This window comes from Bifidobacterium sp. JNUCC 75 (genome assembly GCF_054819865.1).
Window position 1 is genome coordinate 958,360 of the sequence record NZ_JBTHIF010000001.1, and the last position, 17,145, is coordinate 975,504.

The 17,145-nt window shown below is 61.4% G+C and carries 13 protein-coding genes and 1 pseudogene; 4 read left to right on the plus strand and 10 right to left on the minus strand.

What is annotated here, in order from left to right:
* The first annotated feature begins 221 nt into the window (after positions 1-221).
* A complete protein-coding gene (gene upp / locus ACVWNW_RS04055; RefSeq protein WP_015022561.1) occupies positions 222-860 on the plus strand; it encodes a uracil phosphoribosyltransferase in 639 nt (212 codons plus the stop codon).
* 419 nt (positions 861-1,279) lie between these two features.
* Positions 1,280-3,355, plus strand: coding sequence for an ABC transporter permease (locus tag ACVWNW_RS04060; RefSeq protein ID WP_454483162.1), 2,076 nt, complete (start codon positions 1,280-1,282; stop codon positions 3,353-3,355).
* Here the strand turns inward: ACVWNW_RS04060 and ACVWNW_RS04065 are convergent.
* Positions 3,324-4,409: a glycerophosphodiester phosphodiesterase family protein gene (locus ACVWNW_RS04065; RefSeq protein ID WP_454483164.1), complete on the minus strand. Its 1,086-nt coding sequence runs from the start codon at positions 4,407-4,409 to the stop codon at positions 3,324-3,326. The genes ACVWNW_RS04060 and ACVWNW_RS04065 overlap by 32 nt on opposite strands.
* Positions 4,410-4,586: 177 nt before the next feature.
* On the opposite strand from ACVWNW_RS04065, the gene ACVWNW_RS04070 reads away from it, so the two are divergent.
* On the plus strand, positions 4,587-5,447 hold the full coding sequence (locus ACVWNW_RS04070) for an aldo/keto reductase (protein ID WP_198191249.1): 861 nt from the start codon (positions 4,587-4,589) through the stop codon (positions 5,445-5,447).
* A 50-nt stretch (positions 5,448-5,497) separates the two neighbouring features.
* Here ACVWNW_RS04070 and ACVWNW_RS04075 read toward each other — a convergent pair whose 3' ends face one another.
* The 5 genes and pseudogenes from ACVWNW_RS04075 to dnaB all read right to left on the minus strand — a co-directional run bounded on the left by ACVWNW_RS04075 (position 5,498) and on the right by dnaB (position 11,427).
* Positions 5,498-7,207 carry an ABC1 kinase family protein gene (locus ACVWNW_RS04075; RefSeq protein ID WP_454483369.1) on the minus strand — a complete coding sequence of 570 codons (1,710 nt, stop codon included), beginning with the start codon at positions 7,205-7,207 and terminating at the stop codon, positions 5,498-5,500.
* Positions 7,208-7,494: 287 nt separating this feature from the next.
* Positions 7,495-7,659 (minus strand): annotated as a pseudogene (locus ACVWNW_RS04080) (phasin family protein); the annotation flags it as partial.
* Between the two features lie 206 nt (positions 7,660-7,865).
* Entirely contained in the window at positions 7,866-8,666 is an 801-nt protein-coding gene (locus ACVWNW_RS04085; protein WP_454483166.1) for a type 1 glutamine amidotransferase, read from the minus strand.
* A gap of 26 nt (positions 8,667-8,692) precedes the next feature.
* A complete protein-coding gene (locus tag ACVWNW_RS04090; RefSeq protein ID WP_454483371.1) occupies positions 8,693-10,003 on the minus strand; it encodes a DUF1727 domain-containing protein in 1,311 nt (436 codons plus the stop codon).
* An 83-nt stretch (positions 10,004-10,086) separates the two neighbouring features.
* Positions 10,087-11,427 (minus strand): replicative DNA helicase, encoded by a 1,341-nt coding sequence (gene dnaB / locus ACVWNW_RS04095; protein WP_046323917.1) that lies wholly within the window; start codon positions 11,425-11,427, stop codon positions 10,087-10,089.
* Between the two features lie 416 nt (positions 11,428-11,843).
* Between dnaB and ACVWNW_RS04100 the strand changes: the two genes are divergently transcribed.
* Complete coding sequence (locus ACVWNW_RS04100) at positions 11,844-13,235, plus strand: MATE family efflux transporter (RefSeq protein WP_454483373.1); 1,392 nt, start codon at positions 11,844-11,846, stop codon at positions 13,233-13,235.
* 152 nt (positions 13,236-13,387) lie between these two features.
* Here ACVWNW_RS04100 and ACVWNW_RS04105 read toward each other — a convergent pair whose 3' ends face one another.
* From ACVWNW_RS04105 to ACVWNW_RS04120, 4 genes are all read right to left on the minus strand, one after another.
* On the minus strand, positions 13,388-13,726 hold the full coding sequence (locus tag ACVWNW_RS04105) for a P-II family nitrogen regulator (RefSeq protein WP_144177796.1): 339 nt from the start codon (positions 13,724-13,726) through the stop codon (positions 13,388-13,390).
* Between the two features lie 17 nt (positions 13,727-13,743).
* On the minus strand, positions 13,744-15,009 hold the full coding sequence (locus tag ACVWNW_RS04110; RefSeq protein WP_454483169.1) for an ammonium transporter: 1,266 nt from the start codon (positions 15,007-15,009) through the stop codon (positions 13,744-13,746).
* Between the two features lie 197 nt (positions 15,010-15,206).
* Positions 15,207-16,529, minus strand: a complete 1,323-nt coding sequence (gene ftsY, locus ACVWNW_RS04115) for a signal recognition particle-docking protein FtsY (RefSeq protein ID WP_186363938.1) — start codon at positions 16,527-16,529, stop codon at positions 15,207-15,209.
* Positions 16,530-16,578: 49 nt separating this feature from the next.
* On the minus strand, positions 16,579-17,142 hold the full coding sequence (locus tag ACVWNW_RS04120) for a hypothetical protein (protein ID WP_454483171.1): 564 nt from the start codon (positions 17,140-17,142) through the stop codon (positions 16,579-16,581).
* Positions 17,143-17,145 lie beyond the last annotated feature (3 nt).

A 17,145-nucleotide genomic window follows, 5' to 3' on the forward strand; every position in this document is an offset into this window, starting at 1 on the left:
GTAAGCGCGTCATGAGCACAGATCAGGACCCGGCATGCCCTACAATGGAGATTGCGTCGGACCATGGCTAAGCCCCGGGCTCCGTTTGTTGCCGCTGCGAGCGGCGTTTGCGCCGACAGGCGCTTGCATGGTTCGGCGTTTTCATTTCCACTCCTAAATCGAAGGCAGCATGGCTTGCCGGTCGCTACCAGAAGCCGACCCGCTGAGCTACGCTGAGAGGTATGGAACTTCACGTACTGGAACACCCGCTGATCGAGCACAAGCTGACCGTACTGCGGGACAAAAACACCCCTTCCAACACCTTCCGCGAGCTGATCAGCGAACTGGTCATGCTTGAGGCCTACGAGGCCACCCGCAACCTGGACATCGAAGATCACCCCATCGAGACCCCTGTCGCTCCCATGGTGGGCAAGAAGCTCTGCTCCCCACGCCCCATGGTGGTTCCCATCCTGCGCGCCGGACTGGGCATGCTTGACGGCATGACCCGGCTGCTGCCAACCGCCGAGGTCGGATTCCTTGGTCTCAAGCGCGACGAGAACACTCTGGACATCATCACCTACGCCAACCGCCTGCCGGAGGACCTCTCCGGGCGTCAGTGCTTCCTGCTGGATCCCATGCTGGCCACCGGCGGCACCCTGATCGCCGCCACCAAATACCTTGCCGAGCGCGGCGCCAAGGACGTGACCTCCATCAACATCCTGGCCGCTCCCGAGGGCCTGAACCGCCTCAAGGAGGAGATGGACCCCTCCATCAACCTCAAGGTGGTGGTCTGCGCAGTCGATCAGAAGCTGAACGAGCACGCCTACATCGTGCCCGGCCTGGGCGATGCCGGCGACCGCCTTTACGGCGTCATCGACTGATCCAACGAACTGACAGGGCACGAACCCCATACCTGACAAGGACCCGAATCCTGCACGATTCGGGTCCTTTTTTCAACGGTGCTCGATGGCCGCCCCGGCAGATGCTGTGCAAAATGGACTAGGCTTCCCTCCCCTACCCCGTCAGCGAGGATAGGTTCGCTATGAAGTCGTCGCTATAGAAACTGCCGGCTCCGCAATGCCATGGAGCTTAGCGAACCAGTCATCATGTCTGTAATCCTCCCAACATCTATTCTCCCAACCGTCTATCCCTCGACTTCTACCCTCTCGTACAAGAGCGCTTAATCGCTGATCGCCACCCTGGTTCTCCCCCTGGTCTGACCCTGAAAACACCCTGAGTGGGCCTTCACCCGGTGTTGCAATAAGAACAGCAGCATTCAAGGGCGAGAAAGGAGCACACCATGGAGGGCAAGTCCCTTTCCCTAGGTAGATCGCTGGCAGGAACCGGGACCTCAGGACCGATGGGCGGGGGCGGCTCGCAAACCGCAGTTCGAACCAAGGCACGCACTCCTGGCCTGGCCTCCCTGGTGCGATCCTTTCTGCATGAGCATCGGTCCTCCTACACGGTCATGGTCTTGGCGGTCATGGCCGCTTCGGTCCTTACCAGCGCCTGGGCCCAGGTAGCCATTGCCGCTCGGAAGGGCGACGGGATGCCAGATACTCGCGCAATGAATTCCTACGACCGCGCTATGACCCTGTTATTACAAGACGGCGCTTCACTGATATCCATAATGTACGCCTGCATATGCGGGTTCGTCTCCATCTTCCTCGTCATCACTTCTGTGGGGTTCCTGATCGAGCGCCGTCGTCGCGAGTATGCCATGATGCGGCTTTCAGGCGCCTCTCCCAGGACCGTGAGATTCATCTCCCTACTGGAATTCATGATTCCGGTAGGTTTGGCCGCCCTCCTGGGCAGTTTGGCGGGATGCCTGCTGGTGCCCGCATTCGCCAAGTCCCTAATCAACTCAGGCTTTGAAGCGCTGGAAATGACCGCGCATCCCCACCCCACGGGAATTTTCTTCACTTTCGTAGGGATACTCCTGGCAGGCCTCTTGGGAACCTGGTTCGCTGCCAGGAGGATTACCGCGATCTCTCCCATCGAGGCCCTGCAGGACTCGGGAAATCGGTCAGGGACCAAGTCAATCGGTCCTCTTCGCCTGATAATCGCCCTGGCCGGCCTGGCTGGAGGACTGGCCATGGTCTATCATCGCTTCAAGGGCATGGACATTGAAATCCAGATCATGGCCTCGACCGGCTGTCTGCTCGTCATCATCGGCGCCCTGGCCCCTGTCCTGGTTCCGGCCTGTGCCAACCTGATCGGCATCCCCTTCCAACTGGCCTTCCGAGGCGCCGGTCTCCTGGCGCGGCAAAGGGCGCGGAAGGAAAACCGGAGCTCCACCGCCGTAGCAGTGCCGATCATACTGATGCTGGTCATCGTAACCGGATTTATAGCCCTGGGACGATCCGGCTGGGCACAAGAAGCCATAAGCCGGTATAAGCCGATCGCTGCCGAAACCATGATCAACGCAGAGACCAATGATCCAAGAGACCTGGATCGCCGACTTCGGTCCATTGCAGACATCGAATCCGCAGTCACCTATAGCGAGGGATCCTGGACAACTGCGGACAAGGAAGATAATGGCGGCAATGACGAACCTTCCGTCATGGCTATGCACGTCAACAAAGCAGGCAAGAGCGTCAATACAATTAGCCCAATCTTCATCAAGGGCTCCGCTGCTGACCTGGGGCCGGGCAAGATCGCCGTTATTGCAAGTGGCCGCACCCAGGAGAAAAACCCTATTGGTCGCAAGCTGACTCTGATCGACAGGTACGACAAAGGCCATACGCTGACCATCACCGCCGTAGTCGATATGACCCCGACAGGGCAGACGGGCGAATACCTGATGACGGATGCAGACCTGTCGCAACTGGCGCCCGACAACAGTGGATCGACCACCCTGGCCAGGACCGCCCCAGGAGTTCGGACAGACAATCTGATCAGTCAACTCAATGCTTCATGGGACAGGAAGGGCATCAAGGCCTGCACCAAGAAGGAGTACATTCGTTCCAACATCCAAAGGTCACAGAAGGTGCAGCGGGCCATGCCCCAGATAGCGAACGGGGCCATCGTCCTGACGGCCATCTTCCTGATCCAGGCATGCGCCATCGCAGTCAATGAGCGCCGCCAGGAGAACCGAAGGATGCAGGCTGCCGGTGTTTCACGTGGAACATTGGTCTGCTCCTCGATTGTGGAGTCAGTAATCGATGCCCTTTCGGCCATCCTTCTTTCGGCCCTGGCCATGGCGGGGGTACTGGCCGTCATCTTTCACCAGTTGTCCGACCAGATAGACATGAGCGTCGTGCCTCTCCCCTACGGCTACTTCCTAATCATGGCCCTGTGGGCGATAGGCCTGGCCGCTGCGGCCTCAGGCCTGTATAGCTGGTTCAGCTCTCGGGCAGATACGACTCGAAGATAATCCCATCAAAGTCCGGACTGGCCTCCTCCTGCGCATGCTCGGAGCGGACGGTCCAGGCGATGGGCGTTCCACCTAGGAACCGATAGAGACGCATGGGCAGTGAGTGCCCGTTGTGCCACTCGCAGGCCACGAAGTCCGGCCGCCCCAGCCAGTTGAAGAGGAGGGACCCGGCCATCCAGCGCAGGGCCGATGAGCGGGAGTCCACCCGGCCATGGTAGGGGGCGACCAGTTGCCCCCTGGTGACGCCTGGGTGGTGAACCCGATACCAGGCAAGGGCCAGGACGTTGAAGGACTCAATTACATAGGGGCCCTGGTACCTGGACAGGAGGGCATCGGTCCGACGCATGAGCTCCCGATCCAAGCCCCTGTCCATCTTGATCTCGACGACCAAGGGCACCCGGCCATCCACCAGAGCGAGCACCTCGGACAGAAGAGGCACATGCTGCGCCTCGAGATCGTTGAGGCCCCCGTCCCCGCCCTCCGTTTCGGGACCGCCATCGTGGTCGGCAGAGCCAGGAATTCCTTCCCCGGACTCAAGAGCCTGGGCAGGGCTTGGGCACAGTGGAATCCTCTGCAGCTGCTCATAGGTCAGGTCCGCCACTGCCCGGTTGACGCCAGCCATCCGCTGCAGGTCTCCATCGTGGATGACCACCACCTGGCCGTCCCGGCTGAGATGAACATCCAGCTCAATCCCGTAGCCGGCCCTGCAGGCCGCCTCGAAGGCAGCCAGAGAATTTTCAGGCGCCACTACCCGAGGGGACTTGGCTTGGGCCGAGGCGTGCCTGCCTGAGGGACGATCGGATTCAACCTTCAGGCAGTCATGGATACGATGCAGGTAGGCGGTCTGTCCAGGGTTGGGATTGGTCGTCTCCATCCCCGAGCCAGAGTCGTGCAGGCCCCTATGGGCGTAGGGATGCAAGGACAGACCGACGGGCTTTCTCCGGCCCGCAACCACTGAAAGGCCAGGGGCCAGGGCCCAGCACCAGCCTCCCAAAACACCGAATCCCAGACCCAGTGCGACCTTGCCGGCCAATCGTGCTTTGGACCCCATCATCGCCTCCAGCCATCAGTACTTCATTATCCACGCTAGCATCGCAGGAGGCTGGACGCGCTTTGCCGGCTTGACTTCAAGCTGCTTCAAGGCCTTATCCTTGAACATGCAGATCAGAGAGGCATGCCCCGCCTTTAATCAACTCCGTCGAGCAATCTGCCAAGAAAGAAGCACGATACCATGCAGAATGATTCATCCACCTCCGTCCCGTCCGTCAAGCTCAACAACGGCGTCCTCATGCCCATGGAAGGTTTCGGCGTCTACCAGATCGCCGACCTGGACGAGTGCCGCCGCTCAGTCCTGGATGCCCTGGAGACCGGGTACCGGGCCATCGACACAGCCCAGGCCTATGGAAACGAGCAAGCCGTCGGAGATGCCCTGGCCCAGAGTGGCCTCGACCGCGACCAGGTCTTCCTGACCACCAAGGTCTGGATTACCAACTACGGGTACGACAAGACCAAGGCCTCAGTCGAGGAGTCCTTGAAGAAGCTGGGTACTGACCACCTGGACCTGGTCCTCCTCCACCAGCCCTTCAACGACTACTACGCAGCCTGGCACGCCCTTGAGGACCTCTATGACCAGGGGGTCCTGCGGGCCATCGGTGTCTCGAACTTCTATGCCGACCGCTATGTGGACCTGGTCAAGTTCAACAGAATCGTCCCGGCCGTCAACCAGCTGGAGACCCACGTCTTCCACCAGCGTCCCCAGGAGCGCACCTATATGGACAAATACGGCACCCGTATTGAATCCTGGGGACCCTTCGCCGAAGGCCGCCAGGGGATGTTCACCAACCCGACCCTGACCGAGATCGGGCAGGCGCACGGCCGGACCGCAGCCCAGGTAGCCCTACGCTTCCTGGTCCAGGACGGGGTCATCGTCATCCCCAAGAGCACCCACCGCGAGCGCATGCGCGAGAACCTCGACATCTGGGACTTCCAGCTCACTGACCAGGAGATGGACCGACTGCGGGCCATGGACACCGGCAAATCCGCCTTCATGGACCATGAGGACCCTGAAACCGTGGAGGACTTCGCTGGCTGATTCAGCATCAGACAGTATCTATACCCATATATGATGAAGGGGCTCTCAGCCTAGGCTTCGCCGTTGCGTCGCCGACGCTTGAGGGCCCGGTGCTTGATCAGGATGTCCAGGACTATCCAGACCGAAAGAATGAAGGCCACCACGTATCCCAGCATGCTGACCACCGGGATGCCGAAGACCACTGGCTTGATGCGGGCGAAGTAGACGATTGAGGAACCCACATAGAGGCCGACGACAATCAGGGCCATGGTCAGCCTGTTGACCATGTCAGACAGCTGCTGCAGGGGTTCCTCGGAGCCTACCAGCTGCACATTGGCGCGCAGCTGGCCCCGGGTCAACATCTTGGCTGCGGTCTGGGACTCGGCCAGGGCGCCCAAAAGCCCATGCAGGGCCAGATCACCCTGGATGCCCAGCTTCCGGGTCTCCTCCTTGAGGATGGATCCTGTGCCCTGGCTATAAACAACATGATCGGTGATGATCTGCACGATGTTGGCCTCGGGCAGGAACTCGTCCAAGAGCCCTTCAAGCGTGACCAGGCAGCGCGCCACCATGGTGACCGACCCCGGCACCTTGATGCCATGTCGGGCGGCCAGCTTCATAACGGCATTGACGTATTCGGCGATATCCAAATCGGCCAGATCCAGCTTGCCGAACCGCTGGACGACCGCATCCAGGTCGGCCAAAAGATAGGGGTAGTCCTCGGCCCTGGCCTCGCCTGTGCCAGCGAAGCGGAGCAGTCCCTGGGCCAGTGCCGGTGAATCCTCACGTCCTACTGCAAAAATCATGTCCTTCAAGGCCGATTTGGTCACCTTATCCAGGCGGCCGACCATCCCAAGGTCGATCAGCACTATGCAACCATCACGGATGATGATGTTGCCGGGGTGCGGATCAGCGTGAAAGAAGCCCCGGTCCATGATCTGGGTGGCATAGTTGTCGACCAGCTTGATGCCGATCTCCTTCAGGTCATAGCCCTGGGCCACCAGCTGGGCGGGCCGTGAGAGGGATATCCCGTCGATGTACTCCATCACCACCACATGCCTGGTGCAAAGAGCAGGATAGGGCTTCGGACAGTCGATGTAGGCGTAAGAGTCACAGAAATCCTTGAATTCAGCCAGATTGGCGGCCTCCTGCTGGAAGTCGACCTCGGACTGGAAGGTCTCCCAGAGCTCCTCGACAACCCCACGGATGTCAATCACCTGGGTACTGCGGACGAACCGGGAGGCCCACTTGACCATGCTGCGCAGAATGTCGATGTCCTGGGCCATGGTCTCTTGAATCCCTGGGCGCTGGACCTTGACGGCCACGTCCTCCCCGCTGATCAGGCGGGCCCGATGCACCTGCGCCAGGGAAGCCGACCCCAGGGGAACAGGATCTATGGAGGAGAAGATCTGGTCAAGCGGACGGCCGTACTCGGCGGCCAGTGTGCTGATCACCACGGAATACGGGATGGGATCCGCGTCGGCGCGCAACTTGGAGAGCTCACGGCAGAAGGCCTCCGGCAGGATCTCCGAACGCATGGAGAGAATCTGGCCCACCTTGACGAAAGTGGGCCCGAGCGCCTCGAACAATCGGCGCATGGTGACCGGGGTCAGACCATGGATGATGTCGAACCGGTTGGCAATGCGAATCATCTCGGCCAGTCGACGGGCCCTGCCACGCCTGTGCCGGATTCTTACTGCCGCCCCCTGCCGCTCTCCCGTACCGACCCCGAAGAGGCCGATGGTCTGCACAGGGGCATCATGCCCGTTCATGGCATCCATACTCACCACTCACCTGCGTCCTTTATCCGCATGGCCGACCAGCGGCAGACATTCCGGCGCAGACGACCGACGCTGACAGTAATCGACCGCCTTCAGCCCTGCTGACCCGCAATGGGATCATTGGATGTGATGGGGATGGACCCGGACCGACGATTCGGCATTGGCGCCAGGGGCTCGTGGTCGGGACGGCGGGAATCAGGAGCAACATGAGTCGCAGGCCTGGGCGCTCCAGCGGCAGGGGCCGGTGCAGCCGGTGCAGGTGCAGGAGCGGGAGGGTTCTTCCTGTTCCGCTTTAACTCAGTATTAAGAATCTTCCCCTGCTCGACTGTCAGCTCACCCTTCTTGACCAGGTTGTCAATGACCTCCTGGCCCTTCTCCACGCCTGTGGCCAAGGCTCCGATGCCAGCCAGAAGCACCTTGTGCAATCCGTCACCGATATGCAAATCCGACATGATATGCCTCCCAGCATTCATACGCCCTTGAAGTACCGGGCTCTTTTGACCGCCAAGAGACGAGCGGCCGTCTCTCTTTATAGTCTAGCTGGTTATCATTGACCGATCCGATTCAACACCATGGCGAGAGGGACCACAGCGCCTTGCCCCTCGGCACAACCCTTTTCCTGATGATCAACATCTGCGCAGGAACCGCAGGCTCTCCTTCATCTGGGCCTGGATGCTGCGATACGACTGGCCTGATCAGCCAAGGAGTCCAGACGCTCCAACTCGTTCCTGCTCTTCTGGTCCATGGCCTCCTTCATCTGGGCGAAGGTGCCCTGGCCGTACCGCCTTTCGGCTGCGCCAGCGATAAGAAAGTCCGTAATGGCCGGGTTCTTCGGCAGTAGCGACCCATGCATATAGGTGCCGATGACCTTCTTCCGTCTGGCCCCCTCGGTGTGGTCCTTGCCGTTGTTGCCTCGGCCATCCTCGGTCACCATGCCCAGGGGTTCGGCCCCCTCCCCCAGGTAGGTCAGACCCGAGTGGTTCTCATAACCGACCACCCTGCCGAAGTCCTCTGCCTGCTCCACCAGGTTGCCGATCATCCGCTCGGACTTGGCAATGGTATACACGTCAAGGATGCCGACCCCCTCCAGGCGCTCATGGTCTGAGGTCTCAAAATAATGGCCGAAGAGCTGGTAGAGCCCGCAGATCATCAGCATGGGCACATCCTGGTCGGCCAGATCGTGCAGAAGTCCACCCCGCTTCCGCAGGTCGTCGATGATCCGTTCCTGGCCATGGTCCTGGCCGCCGCCGCCCAGAATCATATCGATCCGCTCCGGCCAGGCATCACCGGGATCGTAATAGCGGACCACGGGACTGAACCCATACAGATCAGCCCTGCGGGTCACGCTGAGTATGTTCCCTGAATCCCCGTAGATGTTCATGTCACGGTGGTAGAGGGAGAGGATCAGCAGCGGCGGATGGGTCCCAGCGGCCTTTGCCTTATCCTGCGACTGCGGCATTCCTGCGCTCCTTTTGGTTTGCTCGCTCATGCGCCCACCCCGGCATCATCCACGCTCGTGATCCTGCCGAGGGCGGACCGGAGCCGGAGCATTGACGTGTAAGTGCAGTAGATTCGCTTGGGTCGGCCTGGATGCACCTCCAGGAAGGCTGCCAGCGCCCGATCCAGGTCGGTCTCGATCGCCTCGGTGGGCACCTGGTCATAAGCCAGGCGCAGGGCCATGTCATAGGCCCGGGTGCCGGAAACCATAGCCACGCCGGTATCCCTGAGCGAGGTGAAGTCCACATCCCAGAGCCAGCTCATGTCACGTCCGTCCGCATACTCGTCGCGGATGGCGATCATGGTGTCCTGTCCGGCAGGGTCGAAGGAGGACAGGGCCAGGCGGAAGCCCATGGGGTTCTTGACCAGGACCAGCTCAACCGGCGCGCCCTGGTAGGTGATGACCTCTCCGCGGCCGAAGGCGGGCGTCACCTTGGACAGGGCATCCATGAGCGCTGCATCATCAGGCTCCCTGTCTTCCAGAACGATTCTCACCAGCGCCAGGGCAGCGGCCGCATTGTAGAGGTTGTAGACGCCCTCCAAACGCAGATCGGTCTCCAGGATCCGACCGTCCAGGCGGAAGGCAGCCCTGTGGTCCATGACCCGTTCCAGGGTCACCTCGGCTGGCAGCCGGTGACCATGGCGGACCGGACGGGGAGCGCTGCCCGCACTGCCAACGTCAGCACCCCGGTCCGAGGCATGCATGTCGTCATCGGTAGGGAAATAGGTCAGCAGATCGTCTGACAGACCGAAGTAGGCCACACCGGTCTGGGCCGGTGTCTGGGCGGCCAGGCTGGCAATGCGCGGATCCTCACGGTTGAGAACCACCGTGCCCGTGGTGGCCTGAGCCACCTGACCCAGCAGCCGGGCTGTAGTGTCGATTTCCCCAAACCGGTCCAGCTGGTCGCGCATGACATTGAGCAGAAGGGCGTAACGGGGCTTGACCTGTCGCACAAAGTGGACCGCATAGGCCTCGTCCAGCTCCAGGACGGCAATGTCGGCATGAAGACGGCCGGAGAGCCCCAATGTAGAGACCAAGGCCGAAACAACGCCGCGGGTGAAGTTGGATCCGGTCGGATTGGTGAAGACCTTAAGGCCCAGGGATTCCAGCATGGAGGCCACCATCCGGGTGGTGGTGGTCTTGCCATTGGTCCCCGAGACCAGAACCACACCACGAGGCAGCCCCGACAGGGTCCTGGCCAGGAAGCCTGGGTCGATGTGCTCCACCACCTTGCCAGGCAAAGCCGAACCGCCATGATGGGACAGCCGCGAAACGAGGCGTACCGCCTTTCCGACCATAAGGGCCAGGAGCGAACGCCAAGGCCGACGGGGACGACCAGGCTGATCGGCAGGCTGCGCCTTGGAAGTCGTGGGCCGCATGATCAGACCCCTCCCTGCTGATAGTCCTGGGGCATGTCCTTGAACTTGGACTTCTCGCCCAGGAAGGCCAGCTTGAAGGTATCGGTGGGCCCGTTGCGGTGCTTGGCCAGAATGATGTCGGCCTCGCCAGGACGGTCCTCCTTGTCGTAGAAGTCCGGCCGGTGGACCAGGAAGACCACGTCGGCATCCTGCTCGATTGAGCCGGACTCGCGCAGGTCGGAGAGCATGGGTTTCTTGTCGTTGCGCATCTCGGGACCGCGGTTGAGCTGGCTCAGCGCCACCACCGGAACCTCCAGCTCCTTGGCCAGCAGCTTCAGGGCGCGTGAGAAGTCGGAGACCTCCTGCTGGCGGGATTCGACCCGCTTGCCCGAGGTCATCAGCTGCAGGTAATCGATGACCACCAGCTTCAGGTCGTTGGTCTGCTTGAGCCGGCGGCACTTGGCGCGGATCTCCATCAGGCTCATGTTGGGCGAATCGTCCAGGAAGAGCGGGGCGTCCTGGAGTCTGCTCCAGAAGGTGTTCAGGGTGTTCCAGCGCTCAGGGGTGATGTCGTCCGCCCGGCGCAGGGCCACCAGAGGAATGTCGGTCTCGGCCGAAATGATGCGCTGGGCCAGCTCGGTCTTGCTCATCTCCAGGGAGAAAACCACCGTGGTCATATTGTTATGGAGGGCTGCGGCGCGGGCGAAGTCGATACCCAGGGTGGACTTGCCCATGGCCGGGCGGCCGGCCACCACGATCATCTGCCCGGGCTGCAGGCCCTGGGTCACATCGTCGATGCTCTTGAAGCCGGTGGGTACACCCCGCTCCATTTCGCCGTTCTGCAGCTTGTCCAGCTGGTCCAGGGTGTCATGGACGACCGGCCCGATGGCCTCGTAATCCTGGCGGACCCTGCCCACGCTCATCTCGTAGACCTCAGCCTGGGCAAGATTGACGATGTCCTCGGCCTGGGAGCCCTCGGCCGAGTAGCCCAGCTGGGCGATCTTGGTGCCAGCCGCGATCACATTTCGCAGGATGGCCCGCTGGTGGACGATTTCGGCATAGTAGGTGGCGTTGGCGGCTGTTGGGACCGAGGCCACCAGGGAGTGCAGATAGTCGGTGCCCCCCACTTTCTCCAGGTCGCCGGACTTGAGCAGTTCGTTGGCCACCAGGACCGCATCCACCGGCTGGGAGGCCGAGAAGAGGGTGACGATGGCCTCGTAGATGGTCTGGTGCTTGGGCTGGTAGAAGTCGGATATCTCGATCATCTGGCTGACCTCGCCGATGGCATCCTTGCTCATGAGCATGCCGCCCAGCACGGCCATCTCCGCATCGTCGTCATGCGGGGGCACCCGGTCGAAAAGCATGTCACGGCCGGTCTGGGCATGATCGGTGGGACGCTGTTCGGGATGGGTGTAGTCGGTGTAGTCGTCGGAAGCCATAGCCACGATTCTACGAAGAGGACCGTCCTTGACAGCCCTAAGAGACGGATTTCACCCAAGGCATTCACCAGGACGCGCCGACCGTACTGGACGGGCACAGGGCTGCTCCTGCATGTGTACAGAAAAATAAGTTATCCACATTCAAGGCGTGTCCTAGAGGACATGTGTGCAACTTATCCACCTCATGGGTATAACTCTGTGCAAAACTTGGGGACAGCCTTCCACATCATCAATCCAGCTTGCACTCAGGGCTGTTTGGTGATACGTGATCTGCCGGCAGGGCGTCCACGGACGGGCTTCCAGGGGTTGCGTCTTCAGGCCCGAGCACTAGCATGACGTCCATGCACAGCCACAGGAACATCCCTGAAACCGAGACCGGATCAATCACGCCGGAAGAGCGGCGGGCGACCTACCGGACCATCGCCGGACTGGCCATACCCACCTTCGGCCAGCTGATCGCCTCCCCGCTCTTCGTCATGATCGACACCGCCATCGTGGGCCACATCAGCGACTCGGCCCTGGCCGGGCTCTCCGTCGGATCCACTGTGGTGCTGACCACCGTGGGGCTCTGCATCTTCCTGGCCTACGGGACCACCTCCCAGGTAGCCCGACTCATGGGTGCAGGCCGCCGTAGGGAGGGCATGCAGGCCGGCGTGGACGGCATGTGGCTGGCCTTCGTCATCGGCCTGGTCGTCTGCGCCCTGCTCCTGGCTCTGAGCCGGCCCATCTGCAGCCTGATGGGAGCCCGCGGGCCGGTCCTGCAGGCAGCGCAGACCTACCTGAGTGCCCTGGTCTTCGGTCTTCCGGCCATGCTTATGGTCTATGCGGCCAACGGCATCTTCCGGGGACTGCAAAAGGTAAAGATCACCCTGGTGGCCGCTGTATCAGGCGCCATCCTCAACACCGCCTTGGAGGTCCTTCTGGTCTTCGGCCTGCACATGGACATTCTGGGCTCAGGCCTGGCCACGCTGATTGCCGAGTGGGCCATGGGGCTCTTTTTGACCATCCCCGCCCTGGTCTGGGCCCGTCAGGAAGGCGCCCAGCTGCGGCCCCGACTCTCAGGCATGGCGGCCAGCATGGGCGACGGTTTCCCGCTCTTCCTGCGGACCCTGGCCCTGCGGATCTGCCTGTTCATGACCGTGGTGGCTGCAGCCCACCTGGGCGAGCAGGTATTGGCTGCCTACCAGGGGGTCAACTCGGCCTGGAACTTCGGACTGAACATGCTGGATGCCGTGGGCATCGCCGGTCAGTCACTGGTGGCCACCGAGCTGGGCGCCAGACAGCGGGCGCGAGCGCGGGTCATGACCGACCTGTCAGCCAAGGCCGGCATGACCATGGGAGTGCTGGTCGGGCTGGTCATGATCGCTTTGGGCCTCTTCGCTGCTCCGTTGTTCAGCCCAACGCCGGCCATCAGATCTCTGATCACCGTGGGCATGATCGTCCAAGGGGTCTTCATGCCCGTCGCTGGATGGATGTGGGCCTTGGACGGAATCCTGATCGGAGCCGGGGATTATCGCTACCTGGCAGCCACCTGCTCCCTGACAGCCGTGATCTATGTAATCGGACTACTGGGCATGACGGCTCTGGCCATGAACTGGACACCCACCTGGCGGATAGCCATGCTCTGGGCCGTTCTCAATGTCCTCTTCATCGGCGTCAGGGCCATCTGCAATGGCTTGAGAACGCGCACCGATGTCTGGATGGGGACAATCGACCAGACCAGCCAAGCGTGAAGAGCCATTCTCAACGACTCAGACAAGGAAATCCCAGACATAGAAAAAGCAGGATCCCGACAGCCAGACCATGAAATTGGCCACAGCGACGAGATCCTGCAAAACTGGTCAGCACAGGAAAACGACCATACAGACGGCAGCAGGTAGCTGCCTCAGATGGCGTCGACGCCGGTCTCCCCGGTACGGACCCTGACCACCGAGTCCAGGGTCTGCACCCAGACCTTGCCGTCGCCTACGGTGTTGGTGGCGGCGGCCTGGACGATAGCGTTGACCAGCTCGTCGACCCGGCGATCCTCGGTCAGCACCTCCAAGCGCACCTTGGGAACCAGGTCCACCTTGACAGTGCTGCCCCGGTAGACCTCCTTATGGCCGCCCTGCCGGCCATAGCCCTGGGCTGACGAGACGGTCATACCGTGCACGCCGACCTCGGTCAGGGCCTGTTTAACCTGATCCAGCCGTCCGGGCTGAATGATGGCGGTAATGAGTTTCATGCTGCCTTCCTTTCTGATCAGTTCAGAATGGACCCGAAGTCGTAGGCGCTCTCACCCTGATCGCTCTGATCGACGCCGATGACCTCCTGATCCTTGCTGACCCGCCAACCAATGGTCTTCTCCAGCGCAAAAGCGATCACGCCAGTTACTGCAGCCGCGTAGATGATCGCAATCAGCGCCACCAGGAACTGAACCAGCAGCTGCCGGAAATTGCCGCCGGCCAGGAAGCCCGTGCCGGTACCAAAGAAGCCTATCAGCAGAGTGCCCAAGAGACCACCCACACCGTGGATGCCTACCACATCCAAGGAGTCGTCATAGGCGAAACGGAACTTGAGCCCACAGGCCAGGCAGCAGACGAAACCAGCCAGGAGGCCGATGACCATGGCCCAGAGGGGTGAAACCACGTCGGCCGCTGGGGTGATGGCCACCAGACCGGCAACCATGCCGGATGCGGCACCCATGGCGGTGTAATGCCCGGTGCGGACCCGTTCAGTAAAGAGCCAGCCCAGGGTGGCGCCGCTGGCGGCTATGGTCGTGGAAACCCAGGCATATCCGGCTGTGCCATTGGCTGCGAAGGCAGACCCGGCATTGAAGCCGAACCAGCCGAACCAGAGCAGGAAGGCGCCCAGCATGACCATGGGCACATTGTGGGGACGCATGGATTCCTTGGGGAAGCCGATTCGCCTGCCGATGATGAGCACAATGATCAGGGCTGCCACTGCCGCGTTGATGTGGATGACCGTACCGCCTGCGAAGTCGTGCGCCTGAGCTCCGATGGCGTTGGAGATGGGTCCATCGGCAGCCAGCAGTCCGTGATTCCAGACCATGTGGGCCATGGGCGCGTAATCCAAGGTGATCCAGAGGGCCACGAAGATCATCCAGGTGCTGATTCTGACTCGCTCTGCAAGGGCTCCCGAGATCAGGGCCACGCAGATCATGGCGAAGGCGGCCTGGAAGGCGATGTCCACCGTGTGCGGGTAGGCAGCGTTTGCGGAATCAAGCGAGGTGAAGACCCCATTCTTGGCTGTGACCGTATCCTTGAGCAGGAAGCCGGTGATGGGGTCGCCGAAGACGCCTCCGATGTCCTTGCCCGCAAAGGAAATCGACCATCCCCAAAAGGTCCAGATAATCCCGGTCACGGCGATGGCCAGGGTGGACATCATCATCATGTTGAGCACAGCCTTGGCGCGGACCATACCCCCATAGAAGAAAGCCACCGCCGGAGTCATCAGGAAAACCATGGATGCCGCTACCAGCATCCAGGCAGCATTTCCAGAATCCATGCCTACACCTCTCTTTTCCCCATCCGAGCGAGCAGTCCCAATAAAGAGGACTTCCCTCCGGACAGCCTACGTCAGAATCTCTTCCACTTCCCGATTCATCAAACAGGAAGCGGATGACGGTCAGGTCACCGCCGCATTACCTGCGGGTGACTATTGGATGACCACCTTATGACCGACTAGCCGACCGACTGGCCGGACTACTCGTCTCCCAGAATGCCGTCGACAAAGGATTCGGGATCGAAGACAGCCAGATCGTCGGGACCCTCGCCCAGCCCGACCAGCTTGACAGGCACGCCCAGCTCCCGCTGGACAGAAACGACGATGCCGCCCTTGGCCGAGCCGTCCAGCTTGGTCAGGACAATGCCTGTGACCCCAATGGCCTGGGCGAAGACCTGGGCCTGGATCATCCCGTTCTGCCCGGTGGTGGCATCCAGGACCAGCAGAACCTCGTCCACGGGCAGGTTCTTCTCGATCACCCGCCGGATCTTGCCCAGCTGATCCATCAGGTTGGCCTTGTTCTGCAGGCGTCCGGCTGTGTCCACGATGAGAACATCTGCATGTTCGTTTTTGGCCCGTTCCGCGGCTTCGAAGGCCACCGAGGCCGGGTCGGCACCGTCGCGGTCGCTACGGACCACGGGCACGCCCACCTTGCCGCCCCAGGTCTCCAACTGGTCAGCGGCGGCGGCACGGAAGGTGTCGGCAGCACCCATGACCACCGACTTGCCATCGGCCACGAAGAGTCTGGCCAGCTTGCCCGCGGTGGTGGTCTTGCCCGTACCATTGACGCCCACCATGATGATGACCGACGGCCTGTTGGCCTGGGGTCGGGCAGCCGCCAGAGTTCGGTCCATGTTGGGGTCGACCAGATCGATCAGGCGTTGACGAAGGCCACGACGCACTGCTGCTGGGTCCTTCTGCCCGGTGATCCGGGCATCGTCGCGCAACTGCTTCACCAGCTGTTCGCTGGCCTCGGCACCCACATCCGCCATGAGTAGGGTGTCTTCCACATCCTCCCAGTCGGACTCGCTCAGATGATCCTTGGTCAGAATGGCAAAGAGGGCCTTGCCGAAGGGGTTGGGGCTCTTGGCCAGCCTGGCCTTGAGCCTGGTCATACGGGATGCGGATGCCTCCGGGTGAGCCAGCTCCTCCTGTGCCGACGGTGCTGCTTGATCGGCTGAGGACGATTGACTGGATGCCTCTGAAGCGACTGAGCCTGCTGAACCTTTAGGTGCGTCCAAATTGGGGGACACATCCGATACAGGCGAGGCAGAGTGGACTGCCCGGTCACCCGACGAAGCTGCTGGGGAGGCATCAGGTCGGCCTTCAGCTTGGCTATTTTCTGCAGAGGTCGCCGACTCCGGAGGCAAAGAAGAGCGGCCATCACCAGGCTCTTCCGTCCTGCCGGGACGGGTGGAATCCCCCTGGGACCGGCGTTTGCGGACCGCCACCAGAATACCGACCACCGCCAGCACCAGGACGATCAACACCGCGATAAGAATAAGGAGCTGCTGTGTTGTCATAGGTACCAGCCTAAGGGCGAAAAGGGACACGGACGGTTATCACCAGCGGTCACTTTCCGCCTGGGTGGCTCTTTTCCGTCTGCGAACCGCTCTTGACTGCAGGCATGACGTCGGAGGTGGTGGTCTGAGGCTCCCTCCGCTGTGGACGCGAAGGCTCGGGGCTGGATGATCGTGGGGCGGAGTTCCTGGGAGCTGGAGGCCCAGAGGTCGCAGAGACCGACGGTACAGCATTCTTCTTTTGTCTCGGGCTGACCGACGATGTGGAATCGCTGCTCGGTGGCGGGGGCAGATTTAACTCGTCCGTGGAATCGGAGGCCAGCAGACCCCGAACCTCCACCACGGAGGAGGAATTGACATAGACCGGATAGGGATGTTCACCGTCTTCAGCTGTTGATACGTCCTCGCCCGAGCCAGGGGAGAACGACAGGTGCCCGCCTGCTATCCGCGGCAGCTTATTCTCTCGTTCCTGCTGACGGCGTGCAGCCCGGCGCACACGCTCATCGAGAGACTGGGAGAAGGCACGGTCCTGGGACTCACCAAGCGCCAAGCGCATGACAAATACAACGAATGCCACCACCACCAGCACCCATACCAGGACAATCAGCCAGACCATACA